19 protein-coding genes are annotated in these 19,372 nt (G+C 50.5%); 14 read left to right on the forward strand and 5 right to left on the reverse strand.

The window, feature by feature from the left end; translation table 11 throughout:
• The first annotated feature begins 59 nt into the window (after positions 1-59).
• The 12 genes from pcnB to panD all read left to right on the forward strand — a co-directional run bounded on the left by pcnB (position 60) and on the right by panD (position 11,812).
• Positions 60-1,457: a polynucleotide adenylyltransferase PcnB gene (pcnB, locus tag ACLD3P_RS11725; protein ID WP_205041962.1), complete on the forward strand. Its 1,398-nt coding sequence runs from the start codon at positions 60-62 to the stop codon at positions 1,455-1,457.
• Positions 1,454-1,933, forward strand: coding sequence for a 2-amino-4-hydroxy-6-hydroxymethyldihydropteridine diphosphokinase (gene folK / locus ACLD3P_RS11730; protein WP_253777115.1), 480 nt, complete (start codon positions 1,454-1,456; stop codon positions 1,931-1,933). The genes pcnB and folK overlap by 4 nt, the downstream gene beginning before the upstream one ends.
• Positions 1,934-2,328: 395 nt before the next feature.
• Positions 2,329-2,922 carry a fimbrial protein gene (locus ACLD3P_RS11735; RefSeq protein ID WP_115286330.1) on the forward strand — a complete coding sequence of 198 codons (594 nt, stop codon included), beginning with the start codon at positions 2,329-2,331 and terminating at the stop codon, positions 2,920-2,922.
• Between the two features lie 84 nt (positions 2,923-3,006).
• The gene (locus tag ACLD3P_RS11740) at positions 3,007-3,747 is read left to right on the forward strand and encodes a fimbrial chaperone (RefSeq protein WP_115286331.1); all 741 of its coding nucleotides are present in this window, start codon (positions 3,007-3,009) and stop codon (positions 3,745-3,747) included.
• A gap of 35 nt (positions 3,748-3,782) precedes the next feature.
• Positions 3,783-6,389, forward strand: coding sequence for an outer membrane usher protein (locus tag ACLD3P_RS11745; protein WP_411006442.1), 2,607 nt, complete (start codon positions 3,783-3,785; stop codon positions 6,387-6,389).
• Between the two features lie 13 nt (positions 6,390-6,402).
• Complete coding sequence (locus tag ACLD3P_RS11750) at positions 6,403-6,984, forward strand: fimbrial protein (protein WP_078057564.1); 582 nt, start codon at positions 6,403-6,405, stop codon at positions 6,982-6,984.
• A 14-nt stretch (positions 6,985-6,998) separates the two neighbouring features.
• A complete protein-coding gene (locus tag ACLD3P_RS11755) occupies positions 6,999-7,589 on the forward strand; it encodes a fimbrial protein (protein ID WP_183058095.1) in 591 nt (196 codons plus the stop codon).
• Positions 7,582-8,169: a fimbrial-like protein gene (locus ACLD3P_RS11760; RefSeq protein WP_223228848.1), complete on the forward strand. Its 588-nt coding sequence runs from the start codon at positions 7,582-7,584 to the stop codon at positions 8,167-8,169. The genes ACLD3P_RS11755 and ACLD3P_RS11760 overlap by 8 nt, the downstream gene beginning before the upstream one ends.
• A gap of 46 nt (positions 8,170-8,215) precedes the next feature.
• Entirely contained in the window at positions 8,216-9,445 is a 1,230-nt protein-coding gene (locus tag ACLD3P_RS11765) for a fimbrial protein (protein WP_134945020.1), read from the forward strand.
• Between the two features lie 117 nt (positions 9,446-9,562).
• The gene (panB, locus tag ACLD3P_RS11770) at positions 9,563-10,357 is read left to right on the forward strand and encodes a 3-methyl-2-oxobutanoate hydroxymethyltransferase (RefSeq protein WP_411006443.1); all 795 of its coding nucleotides are present in this window, start codon (positions 9,563-9,565) and stop codon (positions 10,355-10,357) included.
• A gap of 125 nt (positions 10,358-10,482) precedes the next feature.
• Complete coding sequence (gene panC / locus ACLD3P_RS11775) at positions 10,483-11,337, forward strand: pantoate--beta-alanine ligase (RefSeq protein WP_134945021.1); 855 nt, start codon at positions 10,483-10,485, stop codon at positions 11,335-11,337.
• Between the two features lie 94 nt (positions 11,338-11,431).
• On the forward strand, positions 11,432-11,812 hold the full coding sequence (gene panD, locus ACLD3P_RS11780) for an aspartate 1-decarboxylase (RefSeq protein WP_000621526.1): 381 nt from the start codon (positions 11,432-11,434) through the stop codon (positions 11,810-11,812).
• 6 nt (positions 11,813-11,818) lie between these two features.
• On the opposite strand, the gene ACLD3P_RS11785 is transcribed toward panD, so the two are convergent.
• The 4 genes from ACLD3P_RS11785 to ACLD3P_RS11800 all read right to left on the reverse strand — a co-directional run bounded on the left by ACLD3P_RS11785 (position 11,819) and on the right by ACLD3P_RS11800 (position 15,348).
• A complete protein-coding gene (locus ACLD3P_RS11785; protein ID WP_078057562.1) occupies positions 11,819-13,048 on the reverse strand; it encodes a polysaccharide deacetylase family protein in 1,230 nt (409 codons plus the stop codon).
• A 61-nt stretch (positions 13,049-13,109) separates the two neighbouring features.
• Positions 13,110-13,550 carry a PTS sugar transporter subunit IIA gene (locus tag ACLD3P_RS11790; RefSeq protein WP_000901967.1) on the reverse strand — a complete coding sequence of 147 codons (441 nt, stop codon included), beginning with the start codon at positions 13,548-13,550 and terminating at the stop codon, positions 13,110-13,112.
• Positions 13,551-13,654: 104 nt separating this feature from the next.
• Positions 13,655-14,425, reverse strand: a complete 771-nt coding sequence (locus ACLD3P_RS11795) for an ABC transporter permease (protein ID WP_000983418.1) — start codon at positions 14,423-14,425, stop codon at positions 13,655-13,657.
• Entirely contained in the window at positions 14,422-15,348 is a 927-nt protein-coding gene (locus ACLD3P_RS11800) for an ABC transporter ATP-binding protein (protein ID WP_001523220.1), read from the reverse strand. Before ACLD3P_RS11800 ends, ACLD3P_RS11795 begins: the two co-directional genes overlap by 4 nt.
• 108 nt (positions 15,349-15,456) lie before the next feature.
• On the opposite strand from ACLD3P_RS11800, the gene can reads away from it, so the two are divergent.
• Complete coding sequence (can, locus tag ACLD3P_RS11805; RefSeq protein ID WP_000651590.1) at positions 15,457-16,119, forward strand: carbonate dehydratase; 663 nt, start codon at positions 15,457-15,459, stop codon at positions 16,117-16,119.
• A gap of 57 nt (positions 16,120-16,176) precedes the next feature.
• Here can and hpt read toward each other — a convergent pair whose 3' ends face one another.
• Positions 16,177-16,713 (reverse strand): hypoxanthine phosphoribosyltransferase, encoded by a 537-nt coding sequence (gene hpt / locus ACLD3P_RS11810; protein WP_000683342.1) that lies wholly within the window; start codon positions 16,711-16,713, stop codon positions 16,177-16,179.
• Positions 16,714-16,918: 205 nt separating this feature from the next.
• On the opposite strand from hpt, the gene ACLD3P_RS11815 reads away from it, so the two are divergent.
• Entirely contained in the window at positions 16,919-19,309 is a 2,391-nt protein-coding gene (locus ACLD3P_RS11815; RefSeq protein ID WP_023138984.1) for a glucose/quinate/shikimate family membrane-bound PQQ-dependent dehydrogenase, read from the forward strand.
• The last annotated feature ends 63 nt before the right edge of the window (positions 19,310-19,372 follow it).

Here is a 19,372-nt window from a genome sequence, read left to right on the forward strand (position 1 = left end):
AATGCGAAAGACATAGAGTAAGTTGATCTTATTAATGTATGACACTACCGAGGTGCGCTATTTTTACCCGAGTCGCTAATTTTTGCCGTAAGGTGTTAAGCCGCGAGGAGAGCGAGGCAGAACAAGCCGTCGCCCGTCCACATATGACGATTATCCCGCGTGAACAGCACGCTATCTCCCGCAAAGATATCAGTGAAAATGCCCTCAAGGTACTGTACAGGCTGAACAAAGCGGGCTATGAAGCCTACCTGGTCGGCGGCGGCGTCCGCGATCTCCTGCTCGGCAAAAAGCCGAAGGATTTCGACGTGACCACCAACGCAACACCGGATCAGGTACGGAAATTATTCCGCAATTGCCGTCTGGTGGGGCGTCGTTTCCGCCTGGCTCACGTGATGTTTGGCCCGGAAATTATCGAAGTGGCAACGTTTCGTGGTCATCATGAAGGCAGTGAAAGCGACCGTACGACCTCTCAGCGTGGGCAAAACGGTATGCTGCTGCGCGATAATATCTTCGGCTCTATCGAAGAAGATGCCCAGCGCCGCGATTTCACCATTAACAGCCTTTACTACAGCGTAGCGGATTTTACCGTACGCGATTACGTCGGCGGGATGCAGGATCTGCAAGAAGGCGTGATTCGCCTGATCGGCAATCCGGAAACGCGCTACCGCGAAGATCCGGTTCGAATGCTGCGCGCCGTGCGTTTCGCTGCGAAGCTCAATATGCGTATCAGCCCTGAAACGGCTGAGCCAATCCCGCGTCTGGCAACCTTGCTAAACGACATTCCTCCCGCGCGCCTGTTCGAAGAGTCGCTGAAGCTGTTGCAGGCGGGGAACGGTTTTGAAACCTATCAACAACTGCGGGAATACCACCTCTTCCAGCCGTTGTTTCCTACTATTACGCGTTATTTCACCGAAAACGGCGACAGCGCAATGGAACGCATCATTGCGCAGGTGTTGAAGAATACGGATAACCGCATCCGTAACGAGATGCGCGTTAATCCGGCATTTTTGTTTGCCGCCATGTTCTGGTATCCGCTGCTGGAGATGGCGCAAAAAATCGCTCAGGAGAGCGGTCTGGCCTATTACGACGCTTTCGCGCTGGCCATGAATGACGTGCTGGATGAAGCCTGCCGTTCGCTGGCGATCCCGAAACGCCTTACCACGCTTACCCGTGATATTTGGCAGCTTCAGTTACGGATGTCGCGACGCCAGGGCAAACGCGCCTGGAAGCTGATGGAACATCCCAAATTCCGCGCCGCGTTTGATTTGCTGGAGCTGCGCGCTCAGGTGGAAAATAATACTGAGCTGCAACGTCTGGCGCAGTGGTGGGCCGAGTTTCAGGCTTCCGCGCCGCCGGAACAAAAAGGGATGCTCAACGAGCTGGACGACGATCCTGCTCCACGCCGCCGCCGTTCACGTCCGCGCAAACGCGCGCCGCGCCGCGAGGGAAGTGCGTGACTGTCGTTTATATCGCCATTGGCAGCAACCTCGCCTCCCCTTTGGAGCAGGTTAATGCTGCCGTGAAAGCGATCGGTGAAATCCCTGACAGCCGAATCGTGGCCGTTTCCTCGTTTTACCGCACACCGCCATTAGGCCCACAGGATCAACCCGATTACCTGAACGCCGCGGTGGCGCTGGATACCACTCTCGCCCCCGAAGAATTGCTTAACCATACCCAGCGCATTGAGCTACAGCAGGGCCGTGTGCGTAAAGCTGAACGCTGGGGGCCGCGAACGCTGGATCTCGACATTATGCTGTTTGGCGATGAAGTCATTAACACTGAGCGCCTGACGGTTCCGCACTACGATATGGAAAACCGCGGCTTTATGCTGTGGCCGCTGTTTGAAATCGCCCCGGAATTGCTCTTCCCAGGCAATACTCCGTTAAAAAACTATCTTGCTGCTTACCATCCTCACTGTCCCGCCCTCTGGTAATTTCGCTGTTAAAATAGCCGTTAAAAACTGTAAAATTATTTATACTAAACTATGAACTTAAAACAATTAATCATTCAATCAATAAATTAAATTTCATTTAATTTAAAATTAAATATTATTTAATTAAAAAAACCACTTACAAACAAAAAACCCCAATCAATTGAAAAGTAAGGAAATAATACCATTCTAATTTAGTTAGTTAAACCTCTAAGTTTCCAGATTACATCAAAAACCAAAAAAAACAATATAAAAATAAAATATCATCTTTACGATGAATTTTTAATAAAAAACAATTCACTCAACGGATTTTACAATGGAAAATAATGTCTGTATAAATCCCCACGAGTTCATAATTTTATTATGAGCTCACAACTAATTTTTTATAAGGATATTTTATGAATACGAAGTTACTGGCCCTTTCTGTCATCTTGTCCGCAAGTGTGTCCACATCTGCATTTGCATTGGATGGCGGTCAACTGAACTTTGCGGGTCTGGTAAGTGATAATACTTGCGATATGCACGTTGACGGAGGCGCGCAGGATAAAGACATTCAGTTATCAACAGCCTCTGTTGCTGAAGTCAATACTGCAGGCGACGTGAACCTCGCAACCCTCGGCGCAAAACCGAAGCTGTTCTCAATTACTGTCGATTGCAGTAACTCAGGAATGGATCTCACAGCGAAGCCGAACGCCACCATGGTGATGAGTTCACTGTTCTACAGTAACAGCCGCGGCACCCTGAATAACGATACCAGCATTAACAACCCATCAAGCGGTGTAAATCTGGCAATCCATAATGTTAAGGCTGATGGTACCTTCAAGCAGGTAAAAGTAAATGATCCTGCTGATGAATATACCGCTACTTTTAATACTAGCGGTGTAGCAAGCTGGGACTTTGCTGCTTCCTATGTGACACAAAACAAGACACTGGTACCGGTTGTTGCTGGCTTTGTAAAAAGCAACGCCGCTTACACTATTACTTATCCGTAATATTTACTTGTTATAAAGCGTCAACGAAAGGAAATAGTAGATGCTATTTCCTTTAATATCTATTCCGTTCACGGAGGAACAATAATGATTAAAGCACACGCTTTTACACTCGGGTTAATCAGCGCGATAGGCATGTTAGGTAGCCAATACGCGGCTGCTGATATCGTGCTTTCGGGTACGCGTATTGTATATAAAGAAGCACAAAAAGAAGCCGTCATTCGCATGGAAAATAAAGGCGAAAGGCCGCTGTTAGTACAAGCCTGGCTGGATACTGGCGATGATAACGCCGACCCTAGCACGCTAAATGTCCCCTTTACCGTTGTTCCTCCCGTTTCGCGTATTGAAGCAAAGCGTGGACAAACGGCAAAGATCACCTACACCGGCAACAAAGCTCTCGCTAAAGACCGAGAAACGGTTTACTGGTTTAACGCTCTGGAAATCCCCCCAAAAGTCAGTGAGCAAGATGCCAAAGGGAAAAACCTGCTACAGCTAGCATTTCGTACCAGAATTAAACTTTTTTACCGTCCGGACGGGCTGGAAGGCTCTGCGGCTGAAGCCCCCAGCAAATTAACATGGCGCGCACAGCAAAAAGACGGGCACCTGGTTATTCACATGAGTAACCCTACCCCTTATTTTGTCTCATTTAACTCTATCAATATTATCTCTGGCGGCAAAAAATATGAAGTACAGCCATCAATGTCAGAACCGAAGAGTGAAATGGATTTATTGGTAAAAGGGTTAAACAGCAAACCGACAGGCGCCACTCTGGAATATCATGCAATTAGCGATTTTGGCGGTGGAATAAAGGGCAAGGCCAATCTTTAATATTTTCAATTTTAATGTTTCACTGTGGAATTGTTATGTCGTATGCACCGAGTCATATTAAGTTTAAATACCTTGCTCAATTTGTTGCGTGCTGTACAACACTCGCGTGCAGTCATACAGTCCTGGCAGATGGGGAGAAGGTTGAATTTGACCAAAGCTTTCTAATGGGGCGCCAGGCAAATAGCATCGATTTAAGTCGTTATACACAAGGCAACGCTGCTCTACCTGGCACTTATGACGTCAGTATTTTTGTCAATGATAAATCCAACAGCAGTAAAAAAATTGAATTTATCGATATGGGTAAAGGCCAAAGCGCCCAGGCTTGTTTAACGCCGACCATGTTATTACAGCTTCATATTCGTCAACCCGAACGTAAAGATAACAATGAAGCCGTTTTGCGTAAAAGCACAGGGGATGGGGAAGACTGTCTTAATCTCTCCACCCTGATTCCCTTCTCATCTGTGCGTTACGATATGAGTGAACAACGCCTGGATATCACCGTACCGCAAGCGTTCGTTATGGCAGGGTATACCAATTATGTTGACCCTTCTCTGTGGGATGACGGTATCAATGCCGCCATGCTCTCATATAATCTCAATGCCTGGCGTAACGAGAACAACGGCATAAACAACGACAGCTTCTACGTGGGTTTAAATGGCGGAATTAATCTTGGCGGGTGGCATTTCCGTTCGCAGGGCAACTACTCGTGGGACAATAAAGGTAATAGATCCTTTGATTTCCAGAATCGCTATGTACAACATGATATTACCTCGCTTCGCTCACAGATTGTCTTAGGCGAAACAAGCACGTCAGGGGATGCATTTGACTCCGTTCGTTTTCGGGGCGCTCGCCTGTACAGTGAATCACGCATGTTGCCTAGCGCATTAGCCAGCTATGCGCCCGTTGTACGTGGTGTTGCGAAAAGTAACGCTAAAGTCACGATCACCCAAAATGGCTACAAGATATACGAAGCAACCGTCCCTCCTGGGCCATTTGAAATTAACAACCTGACGCCTTCGGGCTATGGTGCCGACCTGGACGTCACCGTCGAAGAAGCCGACGGTTCAAAACACACCTTCAGCCAACCATTTTCATCGCTAGTGCAGATGATGCATCCCGGTGTAGGCAGTTGGGATATCAATATTGGACAGGTCAATCAGGATGAGTTAGTCGATAAACCCGGCCTCGCCCAGGGGACATTTTATTATGGGCTGAACAATACCTTTACAGGTTATACCGGCTTTCAGGCCACGGACAATGGCTTCTACGCTGGATTGCTAGGTGCCGGTATGAATACTGTTCTCGGGGCGGTTTCTATCGATATTACGCAATCACATGCCGACATTCCCGACGATAAAAGTTACGAGGGGCAGAGTTACCGTGTTGCATGGAATAAATTTTTCGCACCCACAAATACATCGCTCAATATTGCGGCATATCGCTATTCAACCAAAAACTACCTTAGCCTGAATGATGCGCTATTGCTGATTGATAACGCGAATAATCCGACGAATGGTGATTACCACAGCATGTTGAGTGACAGACGCCTGAAAAATCAGTTCAACGTCAGCCTCAACCAAAGTTTGCAGAACGGTGACACAAATTATGGTTCATTATATTTAACGGGTACATGGAGCGACTACTGGGTTTCCAATAACACACAGAGCAGCTTCTCTTTTGGTTATAGTAATTCATTCAACTGGGGCAGCTACAGCGTCAGTCTGCAACGCAGCTACAACGAAGATGGCGATGAAGACGATTCAGTCTATGTCAGCCTGTCGATTCCGTTGGATAGATTATTCGGCACTGAACCCGACGCAGGTGGATTCCGCACGCTCAATACCAGTATGAGTAATGATTTTGATGGCACGAGCCAATATAACGTCAGCGCTAATGGCAACAGTGCGGATAATAAATGGAACTACAGCGTAGGCACCGGATACAACCTGGCGAAAGAGAGCCAGGATATCGCCACGGTCAACACCTTTGTGGGTTACGAATCCCCCTGGGGCACACTCTCTGGTTCTGCCTATGCCAGTAACAATAGTTCTCGTCAGTATTCATTAAGCACCGATGGCGGCTTTGTCTTGCACCGCGGTGGGTTAACCTTTACCAGTGATAGCTTTACCTCCAATGACACGCTGGTTGTCGTTAACGCTCCGGGTGCGGAAGGTGCCAACCTTAACTATGGCAACAGTACCATTGACCGTTTTGGTTATGGCGTGAGTAATTCCCTTTCTCCTTACCGTGAAAACACGATTTCTCTCGGCATTAGCAATCTGGAAAACGATGTTGAGCTAAAGAGCACAAGTACAACGCTGGTGCCAAGGCAAGGGGCCGTTTTGTTCAGTAAATTTGAGACCGATCAGGGGCGTTCTGCCATCCTGAATCTGATACGCAGCGACGGGTTACCCGTGCCTTTTGCCGCAGAATTGGTTACATCAAAAGGAACGGTCATCGGCGCAGTAGGGCAAGGTGGCGTCGCTTTTGTGCGTGGTATTGATGAGCAGGGGGAACTCACGGTGAATTGGATAGAGAAAAATCAATCGCGCGCCTGTCGGGTTCGCTACCAACTGCCTCAAACTATGCCGGAAAAAGGGAAGCCACTGGTCCTCAATGCCGTGATGTGCTCAATGGAATAAATCTCAAGGAAAGATGATGAAACTGCATTTGTATAAGCTCTTTCCGCTTGCGGGAATATTGTTCTTAGGGAGTGGGCACACCGCTGTTCGGGAACAGCAGTTGAGCGTTGATTACACCGCCACCATTGAAGAAACGACTTGCGTGATAACGATAACCGCCGTAGGAAGTACAACACTAACCAGCAGTGGCAACGCCGCTTATATCCTGACCCTCCCGGAAATGGGGGTACTGGATATCAGCAACCGCACCAGTCTCTCGGAGGGCAATTTTCGGCTTTTGCCAACAGAGTGTAATAACAATATTAGTTCGCTAACAATGACCATCACTGGGACCACTAGCGTAAGCAGTTATTTAATTGACGGTGACACAGGGGTAGCAAATGCCGCCGAGAATATTGCTCTGGGATTTAAACCGATGGGCAGCGATGATGGAAGCCGCGTAAAGGTCGATGGCTCGCAAAAAGTCACCTGGACTAACGATCAGGTTAAGAACGGCTATGATCTCAGCGCCATGATCCGCCGCTCGAACAGCAGCGCAGGTCCGCTTCCTGGAGAGTTTTCCGCCAAAGCCACCTTTGTATTTACCTATCAATGATGAGGGCGAACACAATGTTTAACCTGCGCTTTTCATGTTTGCCGCTATTATTTATCGCATTTATCGAAATGAGCATGGCGGGCAGTAATTCACTAGAGCTCACCGTAAAGACAACTGTGGCGCCAGGAACCTGCACCATGCAGCTTTATGACAATAACCACTCGCCAGGCTCAACGATTAATATTGGTGATGTTTATATTCCTGAGGTCATTAATAAATCCAAAGCGGTTCCCTTCTCGCTGGTATTTAGTGACTGTACCGGCCTGGCGAAAGAGCAGGCGATAGTCATCATGACCAGCACCACAGGTTGCGATGGCGTTGGTGGTAGCGGTAATAGTTATAAAAATGCTTTAAGCGGCGCAGGGGCGGCATCGGGCGTATCCGCAGAGGTATGGACCACGGAAACACCGCAGAGTACCGGGAGCAAGCAACTTACGTGTAAAGCAGCCCCACAAAATATCGTCGATGTCAGCGGTGCGAAAGATCAAAACACCGTCGTCTGGCCGCTCAGCACGCGCATCGTGCCTGAGACGGGCAAAACGACCAACGACCTACAGCCCGGTTCATTTGCGACCCAGGCCGTTTTCACGGTTCAATATGAGTAATATGCCAATGACACGATACCTCCCTTTTCTGATCGCTGGCGCGCTTGGCGTATCGACAAATAGTGTTGCAAACGAAAACGTCGAAATTAAGGCTAATATTCTTAATAGCAGCTGCGAAATCACACTTGAGAATAATGGGTCCATTGATTTAGGTACGGTAGATGGCAGCTATTTTGTCAACCAGGGCACGCCCGATGATATGCAAAGTGGTGGCCGCGCTTTTTATATCACACTAAAGTCATGTTATATGGTTGGTAGCACTACCCCGAGTAAAATTACTTTTCACTTTACACCGTTATCGGGAAATTTCTCCCGTTACTCTAATCAAATATTTGCTAATGAGACCGCCAGCGGCCCACAAAACGTAGGCGTCATAATATTGTCAACATATGACGCCCAGAATATTTTTAATGTTCTGAATACTGATGGCACGCCGCGCAGCATTTATGATGTTAGCGCAACAGAATATGAAAATACCCGTTACCCGTTTTATGCCAGGATGCAAAAAATTGTACCCGGCCAGTCAATCACCAGCGGAGCCGTATCCGCCAGCGTGCTTGTGGGAGTAACCTATGAATAAATATGTTATGCGATATACCATAACCGAGCATAAACAGTAACATATCATGGATGATAATAATATGAAGAAGATTCTTTACCTGTTTTTTTTACTGCTGTTTACACAAAACTGCGCAATAGCGCAAAATACGTTCGTTTACGGTGGTAATGTTGATGGTTCCGGGAAACGCGGCCCTGACAGGGATGGTTCGCAAACGTACACCTACAGCACCGGCAATACGCTGGTCTTTTCCAGAACATCAACGCTGGCCCCTGCCAATATTAAACTTGATTTAGGTGGCGCTTACTGGCGCGGCGCAACGGTTGGGTTGCTTTACTGTACGCGGAGTTCAAAAGGCTCAGGAGGCCCCCTTACGATTACATCTGGCATAGTGGATTCTGGTTATAGTTATGGCGGACATAAACTATTTAAAACCAATCTCACTGGGTTGTATTATACGTTTCACGTCACTGAGCTCCATGGATTTCACGTATCCTCAAATATTACTGAGTTTTATCTCGGCGAACAAAATTCGCTTAATGTTACCCTGACCGATGATTACGGCTGGTGTAACAATAGTTCTACCGGTAAAACCCCAGAATATGTTGATACCCAAGGCGCATTAAGTCTGATGGGACAAATTGAGTTCTTCACCGATGCTACTTTCGACCCTGCTGGTGGTGAATCCATCACGCTATTAACGACTGAAGATTATGTTTTTCGGGTTAAAAATGAAAACCCAGGCAGTGGCATTAGTAGTTATAATGATAAAATAATCACCAACCTGGTGGGGGTCAACGTAACGCTGCCTACCTGTATGACGACGCCGGTACTGAGCGGTTCAACCGTTAGCGGTTCCACCGTAAAACTGGGCTCATACAGCCCAAATAGCATTATAAATGGCGCTACCCCAGTCCAGTTTGCTATTGAGCTGCAAAACTGTATTCGTATTCATAATATTGAAGTCAAAATGGCTAGCTCAGTTACCGGGGTGGATACTTCTCTGTTAGGGAATACCATTGCCAGTAATGCCGCTCAGGGCGTTGGTGTAGAGATCAGCGGCCTGGCTAACGCGGTAAGCCCACAAATGGTATTAATCCCCAATGACAGCAACTCAATTTATAAAGATTATGAAGATGAAGAGGCTGGCTCCAATGGGATTTATGGTGATGGCGGTTCTGGAAGTACCACCTCACAAACCCTCCACTTCCAGGCATTATTAAAACGCGACGGTAACAGCACGATTACTTCTGGGGAGTTTAAAGCCACTAGCGTTTTCACCATCAGCTACCCATAACCTCTTTCTTCCCCGGCAGGCAAACTGCCGGGATTTCCCTACAAAAAGCTAACGTCTCCCCCTCTCTTCCCCTACAATGCGGCCATTCTATTCATCAATATTATGGCCGGAGAGGTTATGAGCAAACCCACTACTATCGCTGTGCTGCAGAAATGCAAACAAGAGAAAAAGCGCTTCGCGACGATTACCGCCTACGACTATAGCTTTGCCAAACTGTTCGCAGACGTTGGCATCAACGTGATGCTAGTCGGCGACTCGCTGGGCATGACCGTGCAGGGGCACGACTCCACCCTGCCGGTGACCATTGAAGATATCGCCTACCACACCCGCGCGGTACGCCGCGGCGCGCCCAACTGCCTGCTGCTGTCCGATCTGCCGTTTATGGCCTACGCTACGCCGGAACTGGCGTTTGAGCACTCTGCCACGGTGATGCGTGCCGGTGCCAACATGGTCAAAATCGAAGGCGGCGCATGGCTGGTTGATACCGTGAAAATGCTCACCGAACGCGCGGTGCCGGTTTGCGGTCATCTGGGGCTGACGCCGCAGTCGGTCAATATTTTTGGCGGCTACAAGGTACAGGGCCGCGGCGACGCCGGACAAGTGCTGCTGGATGACGCGCTGGCCTTAGAAGCCGCTGGCGCACAGCTGCTGGTGCTGGAGTGCGTGCCGGTTGAGCTGGCAAAACGCGTGACCGAAGCACTGTCGATTCCGGTGATCGGCATCGGCGCGGGCAACGTCACCGACGGTCAGATCCTGGTGATGCACGATGCGTTTGGCATCACCGGCGGCCACATCCCGAAATTTGCGAAAAATTTCCTTGCCGAAGCTGGCGACATGCGCGCCGCCGTACGGCAGTATATGGCTGAAGTGGAGTCCGGCGTTTATCCGGGCGAAGAACACAGCTTTCACTAATTTTTCTAACCGTGCCGGATGGCGACGCGACGCGTCTTATCCGGCCTACAGATCCTCAACGGATGTAGGCCTGATAAGCGCAGCGCCATCGGGCAGGATCATCAAGCAACTCAAGGAGTCTTGTTGTGCTAATCATTGAAACCCTGCCGCTGCTGCGCCAGCATATTCGTCGTCTGCGTCAGGAAGGCAAACGCGTCGCACTGGTTCCCACCATGGGCAATCTGCACGACGGTCATATGAAGCTGGTCGATGAGGCAAAAGCCCGGGCTGATGTGGTGTTCGTCAGCATTTTCGTCAATCCGATGCAGTTTGACCGGCCGGACGATCTGGTGCGTTATCCGCGCACGCTGCAGGAAGACTGTGAAAAGCTGAACAAGCGCAAAGTCGATTATGTCTTTGCGCCAGCCGTTGAGGAAATTTACCCGCAGGGGCTGGAAGGCCATACGTACGTTGATGTTCCCGGCCTCTCCACCATGCTGGAAGGCGCCAGCCGTCCAGGTCATTTCCGCGGCGTCTCGACCATCGTCAGCAAGCTGTTCAACCTGATCCAGCCGGATATCGCCTGCTTTGGCGAGAAGGATTTCCAGCAACTGGCGCTGATCCGCAAAATGGTGGCGGATATGAGTTATGACATTGAGATCGTCGGCGTGCCGATTATTCGCGCCAAAGACGGTCTGGCGCTCAGCTCACGTAACAGTTATCTGACCGCAGAGCAGCGCAAAATTGCGCCAGGTCTACACAACGTGATGAATAGCATCGCTGAAAAACTGATTGCGGGTAATCGTGAGCTGCAAGAGATTATTGCCATTGCCGAACAGGAATTGAATGAAAAAGGCTTCCGTGCCGACGACATTCAAATCCGTGATGCCGACACGCTGCAGGAGCTGACGGAAACCAGCAAACGCGCAGTGATTCTGGCCGCCGCCTGGCTGGGTCAGGCGCGTCTGATCGATAATCAAAGCGTTACATTAGCCCAGTAGACAGGGGTTAAAAATCGGGCAATACTGCCTGAGAATTTCCAAAGCAGGCCACAAGCGCCTGCTTAGTCAAGATAAACGACAGGGTATAGATGTTATGATTCGCACCATGCTGCAAGGCAAGCTCCACCGCGTAAAAGTCACGCAGGCGGACCTGCACTACGAAGGTTCCTGTGCCATTGACCAGGATTTCCTCGATGCCTCCGGTATTCTGGAAAACGAAGCGATTGATATCTGGAACGTGACCAATGGGAAACGTTTCTCAACCTATGCGATTGCGGCTGAACGCGGCTCCAGAATCATCTCGGTGAACGGCGCGGCGGCGCACTGCGCTGAGGTTGGCGACATTGTGATTATTGCCAGCTTCGTCACCATGTCTGATGAAGAAGCGCGTACATGGCGGCCGAAAGTGGCCTATTTTGAAGGCGACAACGAAATGAAGCGTACCGCGAAAGCCATTCCGGTCCAGGTTGCCTGATAGTCCTTACCCCTGCGGCTGGTTGCTGATCAGCCGCGACATCGTTTCCAGCGAATCCGTGCGCAGAATATACAGCCTTTTGAGCAGCATCGGATTATCTCCCGGCTTCACCTTCCCTCTCACCGTGGTGACCGCCAGATGGAAACCGGCGTCTTTTGCTGCTTTGATCGCGGTCGCGTTATAGCCGCCAAAGGGATAAGAAAGATAAAATACGTGCGGAGTAAACTGTGCGAGCGCCCGCCGCGAGCGTTCAAAATCAAACAAAATATTATGGTAGCTTCGGCTATATAAAATCGGACGACGATGCCCGTCCACCCGATGTAAAAAGTGGGTATGTGACTGAAAATCAAAAACATCGCTTATCTTGCGCAATTCGGACACGCTCATAAATTGCAGCGACATGGGATTCCATTTTTGCGGATGGCGCTTAATACGCGATGAGATAATAAATGCCGTCGCTTTCATATCGTACTGCTTTAATACCGGATACGCATAGCGACTCACCGATTTAAGGCCATCGTCAAAGGTGATAGCCACCGCGCGCGCCGGGAAATTAGCGCGGTTATGGATGTAATCCTCCAGTTGGTACATCGTCAACGTGGCATAGCCGCGATCGCGAAGCCAGGTCATTTGATTGCTGAATGCCCGAACCGAAGTCGTGGTGGACGTATGGCGAAAACGGGTATTCTCTTCATCACGTAAGATGTGATGATAGGTCAAAATCGGAATGCCGTTGTCTTCCTGCGCATCCATGGCGCTGACATAAGCCAGCCTGTCGCCAATACGAATCTGATACCAGGTTTGATGTAGCCTGCCTTTCAGCTTGCTAATAATGGGGTAACGCAAATTATCCACTAATACGCCAAACGGGGCGCTACTGATGTCCGGCGCGTTATACACCGGCGTGTCCTTCCAGGTCACCAGATTCTGATTGCTGAGCGGCTTGTTAAGATCGCCCAGCCCATCTTCCACTTTTTGTTTTCCCTGCACGGATTCCAGATGGCCTTTATCGATAAACGCCACACCGAAGCCAAATTTAAAGGCATAATAATCAGCCGCAACAGGCGTTACGGAAAGAATTTGTCCGGCGCGGATATTCCCTACGGTCACCATTTTATCGCCAATCTGCGACCAGATGGCGGCGTCTTTCGTCGTTTGCATATAACGAGCGGGCAAGGCAGCCAACACATTACCGGAGAAAAAGAACAGCAAGATAAGGACAACGCGCATAACCATATATCATAACCGAGGCGAAAGAACGCCGTTATTGTAGCAAAAGCGTCGTCAATGGTATTGATCAAAACTCATACAAATCATGCAGCAATACAAAAGGCGGATTTTTCTGCTGCTGATGCCAGAGACTGGTGACATCCGGTGCGCCAAGCGCGACAATCTGGTCGCGAAATGCTGAACTGCTCATCGACTCTCGCAAAGGAAGCATTTCCTCTATCAATGAATAGCTGACACCTGAAATAACTTCACATTGAGAATGTTTATGGCTCATCAGCGACGCTACACGATAAGGCGCCGCGCCGGAAATGTCGGTTAAAAATATCACGCCTTCACCGGAGTCGGTGGCATGGAGGGCATCACACATCATACGGCTCAGCATGTTTGAGCTCAGGCCGCGCCAAAAATTGACCGCCCGGCATTGCGCCAACGGACCATTTTTTCTCTCCAGGCGATCAAGCATATCCTGTGCGCGATCGTCATGGCAGGTAATCACCCAACCTAACATAGCCTACCTCCTTAGCAGTCAAGTAGTTTATCAGGGTTACCAATCAGGAATGATGACAGCCGTCAAAAGTCTCCTCCTCCCTCCTGGAGAAGAGGAGAATCGTATCAGCTACGCAAACCGCGCCCACGCTGGATCAGCGACCAGCACAGCAGGTAGAAAGCGGCGATAAAGATCACCAGTACGCCAAATGTGGTGACCAGCGGCACATCATGGATACCCAGGAAGCCGTAGCGGAAGCCGCTGATCATGTAGACGATCGGGTTCAGGTGCGACAACCCTTGCCAGAACGGCGGCAGCAGCGTCAGCGAGTAAAATACCCCGCCGAGGTAGGTTAGCGGCGTCAGCACAAAGGTCGGGATCAGGCTGATATCGTCAAAGGTTTTCGCAAACACGGCGTTCAGCAGTCCGGCCAACGAGAACAGAATCGCGGTCAGAATCAGCGTTAGCGCGACAAATACCCAGGAATGCACCTGGAAAGGCACGAAAAAGAGCGAAATCGCCGTCACCAGAATCCCCACGCACAGCCCGCGCGCTACGCCGCCGCCGACAAATCCGGCGATGATCACGTGCGTTGGTACCGGCGCGACCAGCAGTTCCTCAATATTGCGCTGAAACTTGGCGCTAAAAAATGACGACGCGACATTCGCGTAGGAGTTAGTAATAACCGCCATCATAATCAGGCCCGGCACAATAAATTGCATATAACTAAAACCATGCATTTCGCCAATGCGCGAACCGATCAGGTTACCGAAAATAATAAAATAGAGCGTCATCGTGATGACAGGCGGCACCAGAGTTTGCACCCAGATCCGCATAAAGCGGTGGATCTCTTTCGCCCAGATGCTTTTAAGGGCAACCCAGTAAAGCTGCATCATGCGCGATCTCCTTGTTTTTCATGCACCAGAGACACAAACAGTTCTTCCAGACGGTTGGCTTTATTACGCATACTTAATACCTGAACCCCCTGCTCGCTCAGTTGGCTAAAAACGCTGTTAACTCCCTGCTCGCGTAACACTTCCACCTCCAGAGTCGAGGTATCCACCAGACGATATTGATAACCCGCAAGCTTAGGCAGCGGGCTTTTTGGCGCTAAATCCAGAATAAACGTCTCCGATTTCAGCTTTGAAAGCAGATTTTTCATGGAGGTATTTTCCACCAGCTCGCCGTGCTGAATAATACCGATATTGCGGCACAGCATTTCCGCCTCTTCCAGATAGTGGGTGGTGAGAATAATCGTGGTGCCTTTGGCGTTTAAGTCTTTCAGGAATCCCCACATCGAGCGACGCAATTCGATATCGACGCCCGCCGTCGGCTCGTCGAGAATCAATAGTTTAGGTTCATGCATCAATGCGCGGGCGATCATCAGGCGGCGTTTCATCCCACCGGACAGCATCCGCGCGCGTTCACTACGTTTTTCCCACAGATCGAGCTGTTTTAAATACTTTTCGCTACGTAAAACCGCCTCTTTATGTTCCACGCCGTAATAACCGGCCTGATTCACTACGATCTGTTGCACCGTTTCAAACGGGTTAAAGTTAAACTCCTGTGGCACCAGTCCAAGCTGTCGCTTGGCGTTAACCACGTCTTTTTCCAGGTCGTAACCAAAAACGTTAACGCGCCCGGACGTTTTATTAACCAATGAGCTGATAATACCGATGGTGGTCGATTTCCCTGCTCCATTTGGCCCCAGAAGCGCGTAAAAATCCCCCGCTTCGACCTGCAAATCTATGCCGCGCAGCGCCTGAACGCCGCCGGGATAGGTTTTTTTAAGTTGTTGAAGTTCCAGCGCAATGGTCATAAATTCTCACTTACTTTACGTTCTTACACTTTATATATGGTTTAAATAACTACGGAGTTGCCCTATATTAGCCCAACGCACTTATTTGGTTACAGGTCGTTAACTTCCATGAAAGACATAGATACACTCATCAGCAACAATGCACTATGGTCAAAAATGCTGGTGGAAGAGGACCCCGGATTTTTTGAGAAACTGGCGCAAGCGCAAAAACCGCGCTTTCTATGGATTGGATGTTCCGACAGCCGCGTTCCCGCAGAGCGTTTAACCGGGCTTGAACCGGGCGAATTGTTTGTTCACCGTAATGTGGCTAACCTGGTTATTCACACCGATCTGAACTGTCTCTCCGTGGTTCAGTATGCGGTAGATGTTCTGGAAGTTGAGCATATTATCATTTGCGGCCACTCCGGTTGCGGCGGTATCAAGGCTGCGGTAGAAAACCCTGAGCTGGGCTTGATTAATAACTGGCTGCTGCATATTCGCGACATCTGGCTTAAACATAGCTCGCTGTTGGGAAAAATGCCTGAAGAGCAACGTCTGGACGCGCTCTATGAATTGAACGTCATGGAGCAGGTCTATAACCTGGGGCATTCCACCATTATGCAGTCAGCGTGGAAACGCGGGCAGAATGTGACCATTCACGGCTGGGCGTACAGTATCAATGATGGCCTGCTGCGCGATCTTGACGTCACCGCCACCAACAAAAAAACGCTGGAGAACGGCTATCATAAGGGTATCTCCGCCCTAAGTCTGAAATACATTCCCCACCAATAAGCCATTAGCTATAGGCCGGATAAGTCGCTTTAGCGACGCCATCCGGCATTTCTGCGCTTACTCGTCCAGCAGCACCACTTTACCAACATACGGTAGATGGCGATAACGCTGGGCGTAGTCGATACCGTAACCGACTACAAATTCGTCCGGAATCGAAAAGCCAACGAACTCAACCGGCACGTCCACTTCGCGGCGAGACGGTTTATCCAGCAGCGTACAAATCGCCAGCGATTTCGGCTCGCGCAGGCCCAGGATTTCACGGACCTTCGACAGCGTATTACCGGAATCAATAATGTCTTCGACAATCAGCACGTCTTTACCGCGAATATCCTCATCCAGATCTTTGAGGATTTTCACGTCGCGGGTGGTGGACATGCCGCTACCATAGCTGGAGGCGGTCATAAAATCGACTTCATGAGGAACCTGAACTTCACGGCACAGGTCCGCCATAAACATAAATGAGCCACGCAACAGACCTACCAGCACCATTTCACTGCCGCTGTCTTTATAACGTTCGGTAATCTGACGACCCAGCTCGGCAATACGTGCTTTGATCTCCGCTTCGGGGATCATGACTTCAACAGTATGTTTCATATTTATAACCATATGATTTAAAAACAAATCACTCAATGCCGGTGACTAATAACGCCGCATTGACGCGCAAGGCACGCAGTATAACAGCAAACGTATTCATTCGCGGCATTTGATAAGAAAGCTCATTTTGTGATGACGATCACACATGTTAATTCCTATACTTAATTGCTACTAAAAAATTAACAATTTGGGATGGTGTCTTTTTATGGCAGAAAATAACGCACGATCGCCACGATTACTCGTGACGCTGACGGCCCTCTTTGCAGCACTTTGTGGGCTGTATCTTCTTATCGGAGGTGTCTGGCTGGTTGCTATTGGCGGTTCCTGGTACTACCCCATCGCGGGCCTCGTGATGCTGGTTGTGGCCGGATTGCTATGGCGCAGTAAACGTGCCGCGCTGTGGCTGTATGCCGCCCTGCTGCTGGCGACAATGATTTGGGGCGTGTGGGAAGTCGGGTTCGACTTCTGGGCGCTCACGCCGCGTAGCGATATCCTGGTGTTTTTCGGCATCTGGCTAATATTGCCGTTTGTCTGGCATCGGCTGGTGGTTCCTTCCAGCGGCGCAGTAGCGGCACTGGTCGTGGCGCTGCTGATTAGCGGCGGCATTCTGACCTGGGCTGGCTTCAACGACCCGCAGGAGATCAACGGTACGCTTCGCGCCGACGCCACGCCCGCCGCAACAAGCTCGTCGATCGCCGACGAAGACTGGCCGGCCTATGGACGTAATCAGGAAGGCCAACGCTATTCGCCGCTGAAACAGATCACTGCGGATAACGTTCACCAACTGAAAGAAGCGTGGGTCTTCCGCACCGGCGATCTGAAACAACCCAACGATCCGGGCGAAATCACCAACGAAGTGACCCCGATTAAAGTCGGCGATACGCTTTATCTGTGTACAGCTCACCAGCGTCTGTTCGCGCTGGACGCCGCCAGCGGTAAAGAGAAGTGGCATTTTGATCCTCAGTTGAAGACCGATTCGTCTTTCCAGCATGTGACCTGCCGCGGCGTCTCTTATCATGAGGCCAAAGCGGATACCGCCTCGCCGGAGGTCATCGCCGACTGTCCGCGCCGCATTATCCTCCCGGTCAATGACGGTCGCCTTTTCGCGGTGAATGCCGAAACCGGCAAGCTGTGTGAAACCTTCGCCAACAAAGGCGTCCTGAATCTGCAAACCAATATGCCGGACACCACGCCGGGACTGTATGAACCGACGTCGCCGCCGATTATCACCGATAAAACGATTGTCATTGCCGGTTCGGTCACGGATAACTTCTCTACCCGCGAAACGTCCGGCGTTATCCGTGGTTTTGATGTTAATACCGGTAAACTACTGTGGGCCTTCGATCCAGGGGCGAAAGATCCGAACGCGATTCCAGCCGATGAGCACTCTTTTACCTTTAACTCGCCGAACTCCTGGGCGCCTGCCGCCTATGATGCGAAACTGGATCTGGTCTATCTGCCGATGGGCGTGACCACGCCGGATATCTGGGGCGGTAACCGCACGCCGGAGCAGGAACGTTATGCCAGCTCCATCCTGGCGCTGAATGCCACCACCGGGAAACTGGCCTGGAGTTATCAGACCGTCCATCACGATCTGTGGGATATGGACCTGCCGGCACAGCCGACGCTGGCAGATATTACCGTTGACGGTACTACCGTTCCGGTTATCTATGCGCCAGCGAAAACCGGTAATATCTTTGTGCTCGACAGACGTAATGGCGAGCTGGTCGTGCCCGCCCCGGAAAAACCGGTCCCGCAGGGCGCGGCAAAAGGCGATTACGTCGCCAAAACTCAGCCGTTCTCTGATTTAACCTTCCGCCCGAAAAAAGATCTCTCCGGCGCGGATATGTGGGGCGCGACCATGTTCGACCAACTGGTGTGCCGCGTTATGTTCCACCAGTTGCGCTATGAAGGTATCTTCACCCCGCCGTCCGAGCAGGGGACATTGGTATTCCCTGGCAACCTGGGGATGTTTGAATGGGGCGGTATTTCCGTCGATCCAGACCGTCAGGTCGCTATCGCTAACCCGATGGCGCTGCCGTTTGTCTCGAAGCTGATCCCACGCGGCCCGGGTAATCCAATGGAGCCGCCGAAAGACGCGAAAGGTACTGGTACAGAAGCAGGTATTCAGCCACAGTACGGCGTACCGTTCGGCGTCACGCTGAATCCGTTCCTTTCGCCGTTTGGCCTGCCGTGTAAACAACCGGCCTGGGGCTATATTTCCGCGTTGGATCTGAAGACCAATGAAATCGTGTGGAAGAAACGTATAGGGACGCCGCGCGACAGTATGCCGTTCCCGATGCCGGTTCCGGTGCCGTTCAACATGGGGATGCCCATGCTCGGCGGGCCAATCTCAACCGCCGGTAACGTGCTGTTTATCGCCGCGACCGCCGACAACTACCTGCGCGCTTATAACATGAGCAACGGAGAAAAACTGTGGCAGGGACGTTTACCCGCCGGAGGCCAGGCAACGCCGATGACCTATGAGGTAAACGGTAAGCAGTACGTGGTCGTTTCTGCCGGAGGCCACGGTTCGTTTGGTACGAAGATGGGCGACTATATCGTGGCCTATGCTTTGCCTGACGACGCGAAATAACCATTAATGCCCGGCGTATGCCGGGCATTGTGCCGGGTGGCGGCTTCGCCTTACCCGGCCTGC

Source organism: Salmonella sp. 741265073_HBA, from assembly GCF_046569105.1.
Lineage (GTDB): Bacteria > Pseudomonadota > Gammaproteobacteria > Enterobacterales > Enterobacteriaceae > Salmonella > Salmonella enterica.

What these genes read in the sequence shown, in the direction of transcription:
- ACLD3P_RS11735 (WP_115286330.1), top strand. Translation starts at nt 2,329, where the DNA reads ATGAATACGAAGTTACTGGCCCTTTCTGTCATCTTGTCCGCAAGTGTG.
- ACLD3P_RS11740 (WP_115286331.1), top strand. Translation starts at nt 3,007, where the DNA reads ATGATTAAAGCACACGCTTTTACACTCGGGTTAATCAGCGCGATAGGC.
- ACLD3P_RS11745 (WP_411006442.1), top strand. Translation starts at nt 3,783, where the DNA reads ATGTCGTATGCACCGAGTCATATTAAGTTTAAATACCTTGCTCAATTT.
- ACLD3P_RS11750 (WP_078057564.1), top strand. Translation starts at nt 6,403, where the DNA reads ATGATGAAACTGCATTTGTATAAGCTCTTTCCGCTTGCGGGAATATTG.
- ACLD3P_RS11755 (WP_183058095.1), top strand. Translation starts at nt 6,999, where the DNA reads ATGTTTAACCTGCGCTTTTCATGTTTGCCGCTATTATTTATCGCATTT.
- ACLD3P_RS11760 (WP_223228848.1), top strand. Translation starts at nt 7,582, where the DNA reads ATGAGTAATATGCCAATGACACGATACCTCCCTTTTCTGATCGCTGGC.
- ACLD3P_RS11765 (WP_134945020.1), top strand. Translation starts at nt 8,216, where the DNA reads ATGGATGATAATAATATGAAGAAGATTCTTTACCTGTTTTTTTTACTG.
- panB (WP_411006443.1), top strand. Translation starts at nt 9,563, where the DNA reads ATGAGCAAACCCACTACTATCGCTGTGCTGCAGAAATGCAAACAAGAG.
- panD (WP_000621526.1), top strand. Translation starts at nt 11,432, where the DNA reads ATGATTCGCACCATGCTGCAAGGCAAGCTCCACCGCGTAAAAGTCACG.
- ACLD3P_RS11785 (WP_078057562.1), bottom strand. Translation starts at nt 13,048, where the DNA reads ATGGTTATGCGCGTTGTCCTTATCTTGCTGTTCTTTTTCTCCGGTAAT.
- ACLD3P_RS11790 (WP_000901967.1), bottom strand. Translation starts at nt 13,550, where the DNA reads ATGTTAGGTTGGGTGATTACCTGCCATGACGATCGCGCACAGGATATG.
- ACLD3P_RS11795 (WP_000983418.1), bottom strand. Translation starts at nt 14,425, where the DNA reads ATGATGCAGCTTTACTGGGTTGCCCTTAAAAGCATCTGGGCGAAAGAG.
- ACLD3P_RS11800 (WP_001523220.1), bottom strand. Translation starts at nt 15,348, where the DNA reads ATGACCATTGCGCTGGAACTTCAACAACTTAAAAAAACCTATCCCGGC.
- can (WP_000651590.1), top strand. Translation starts at nt 15,457, where the DNA reads ATGAAAGACATAGATACACTCATCAGCAACAATGCACTATGGTCAAAA.
- hpt (WP_000683342.1), bottom strand. Translation starts at nt 16,713, where the DNA reads ATGAAACATACTGTTGAAGTCATGATCCCCGAAGCGGAGATCAAAGCA.
- ACLD3P_RS11815 (WP_023138984.1), top strand. Translation starts at nt 16,919, where the DNA reads ATGGCAGAAAATAACGCACGATCGCCACGATTACTCGTGACGCTGACG.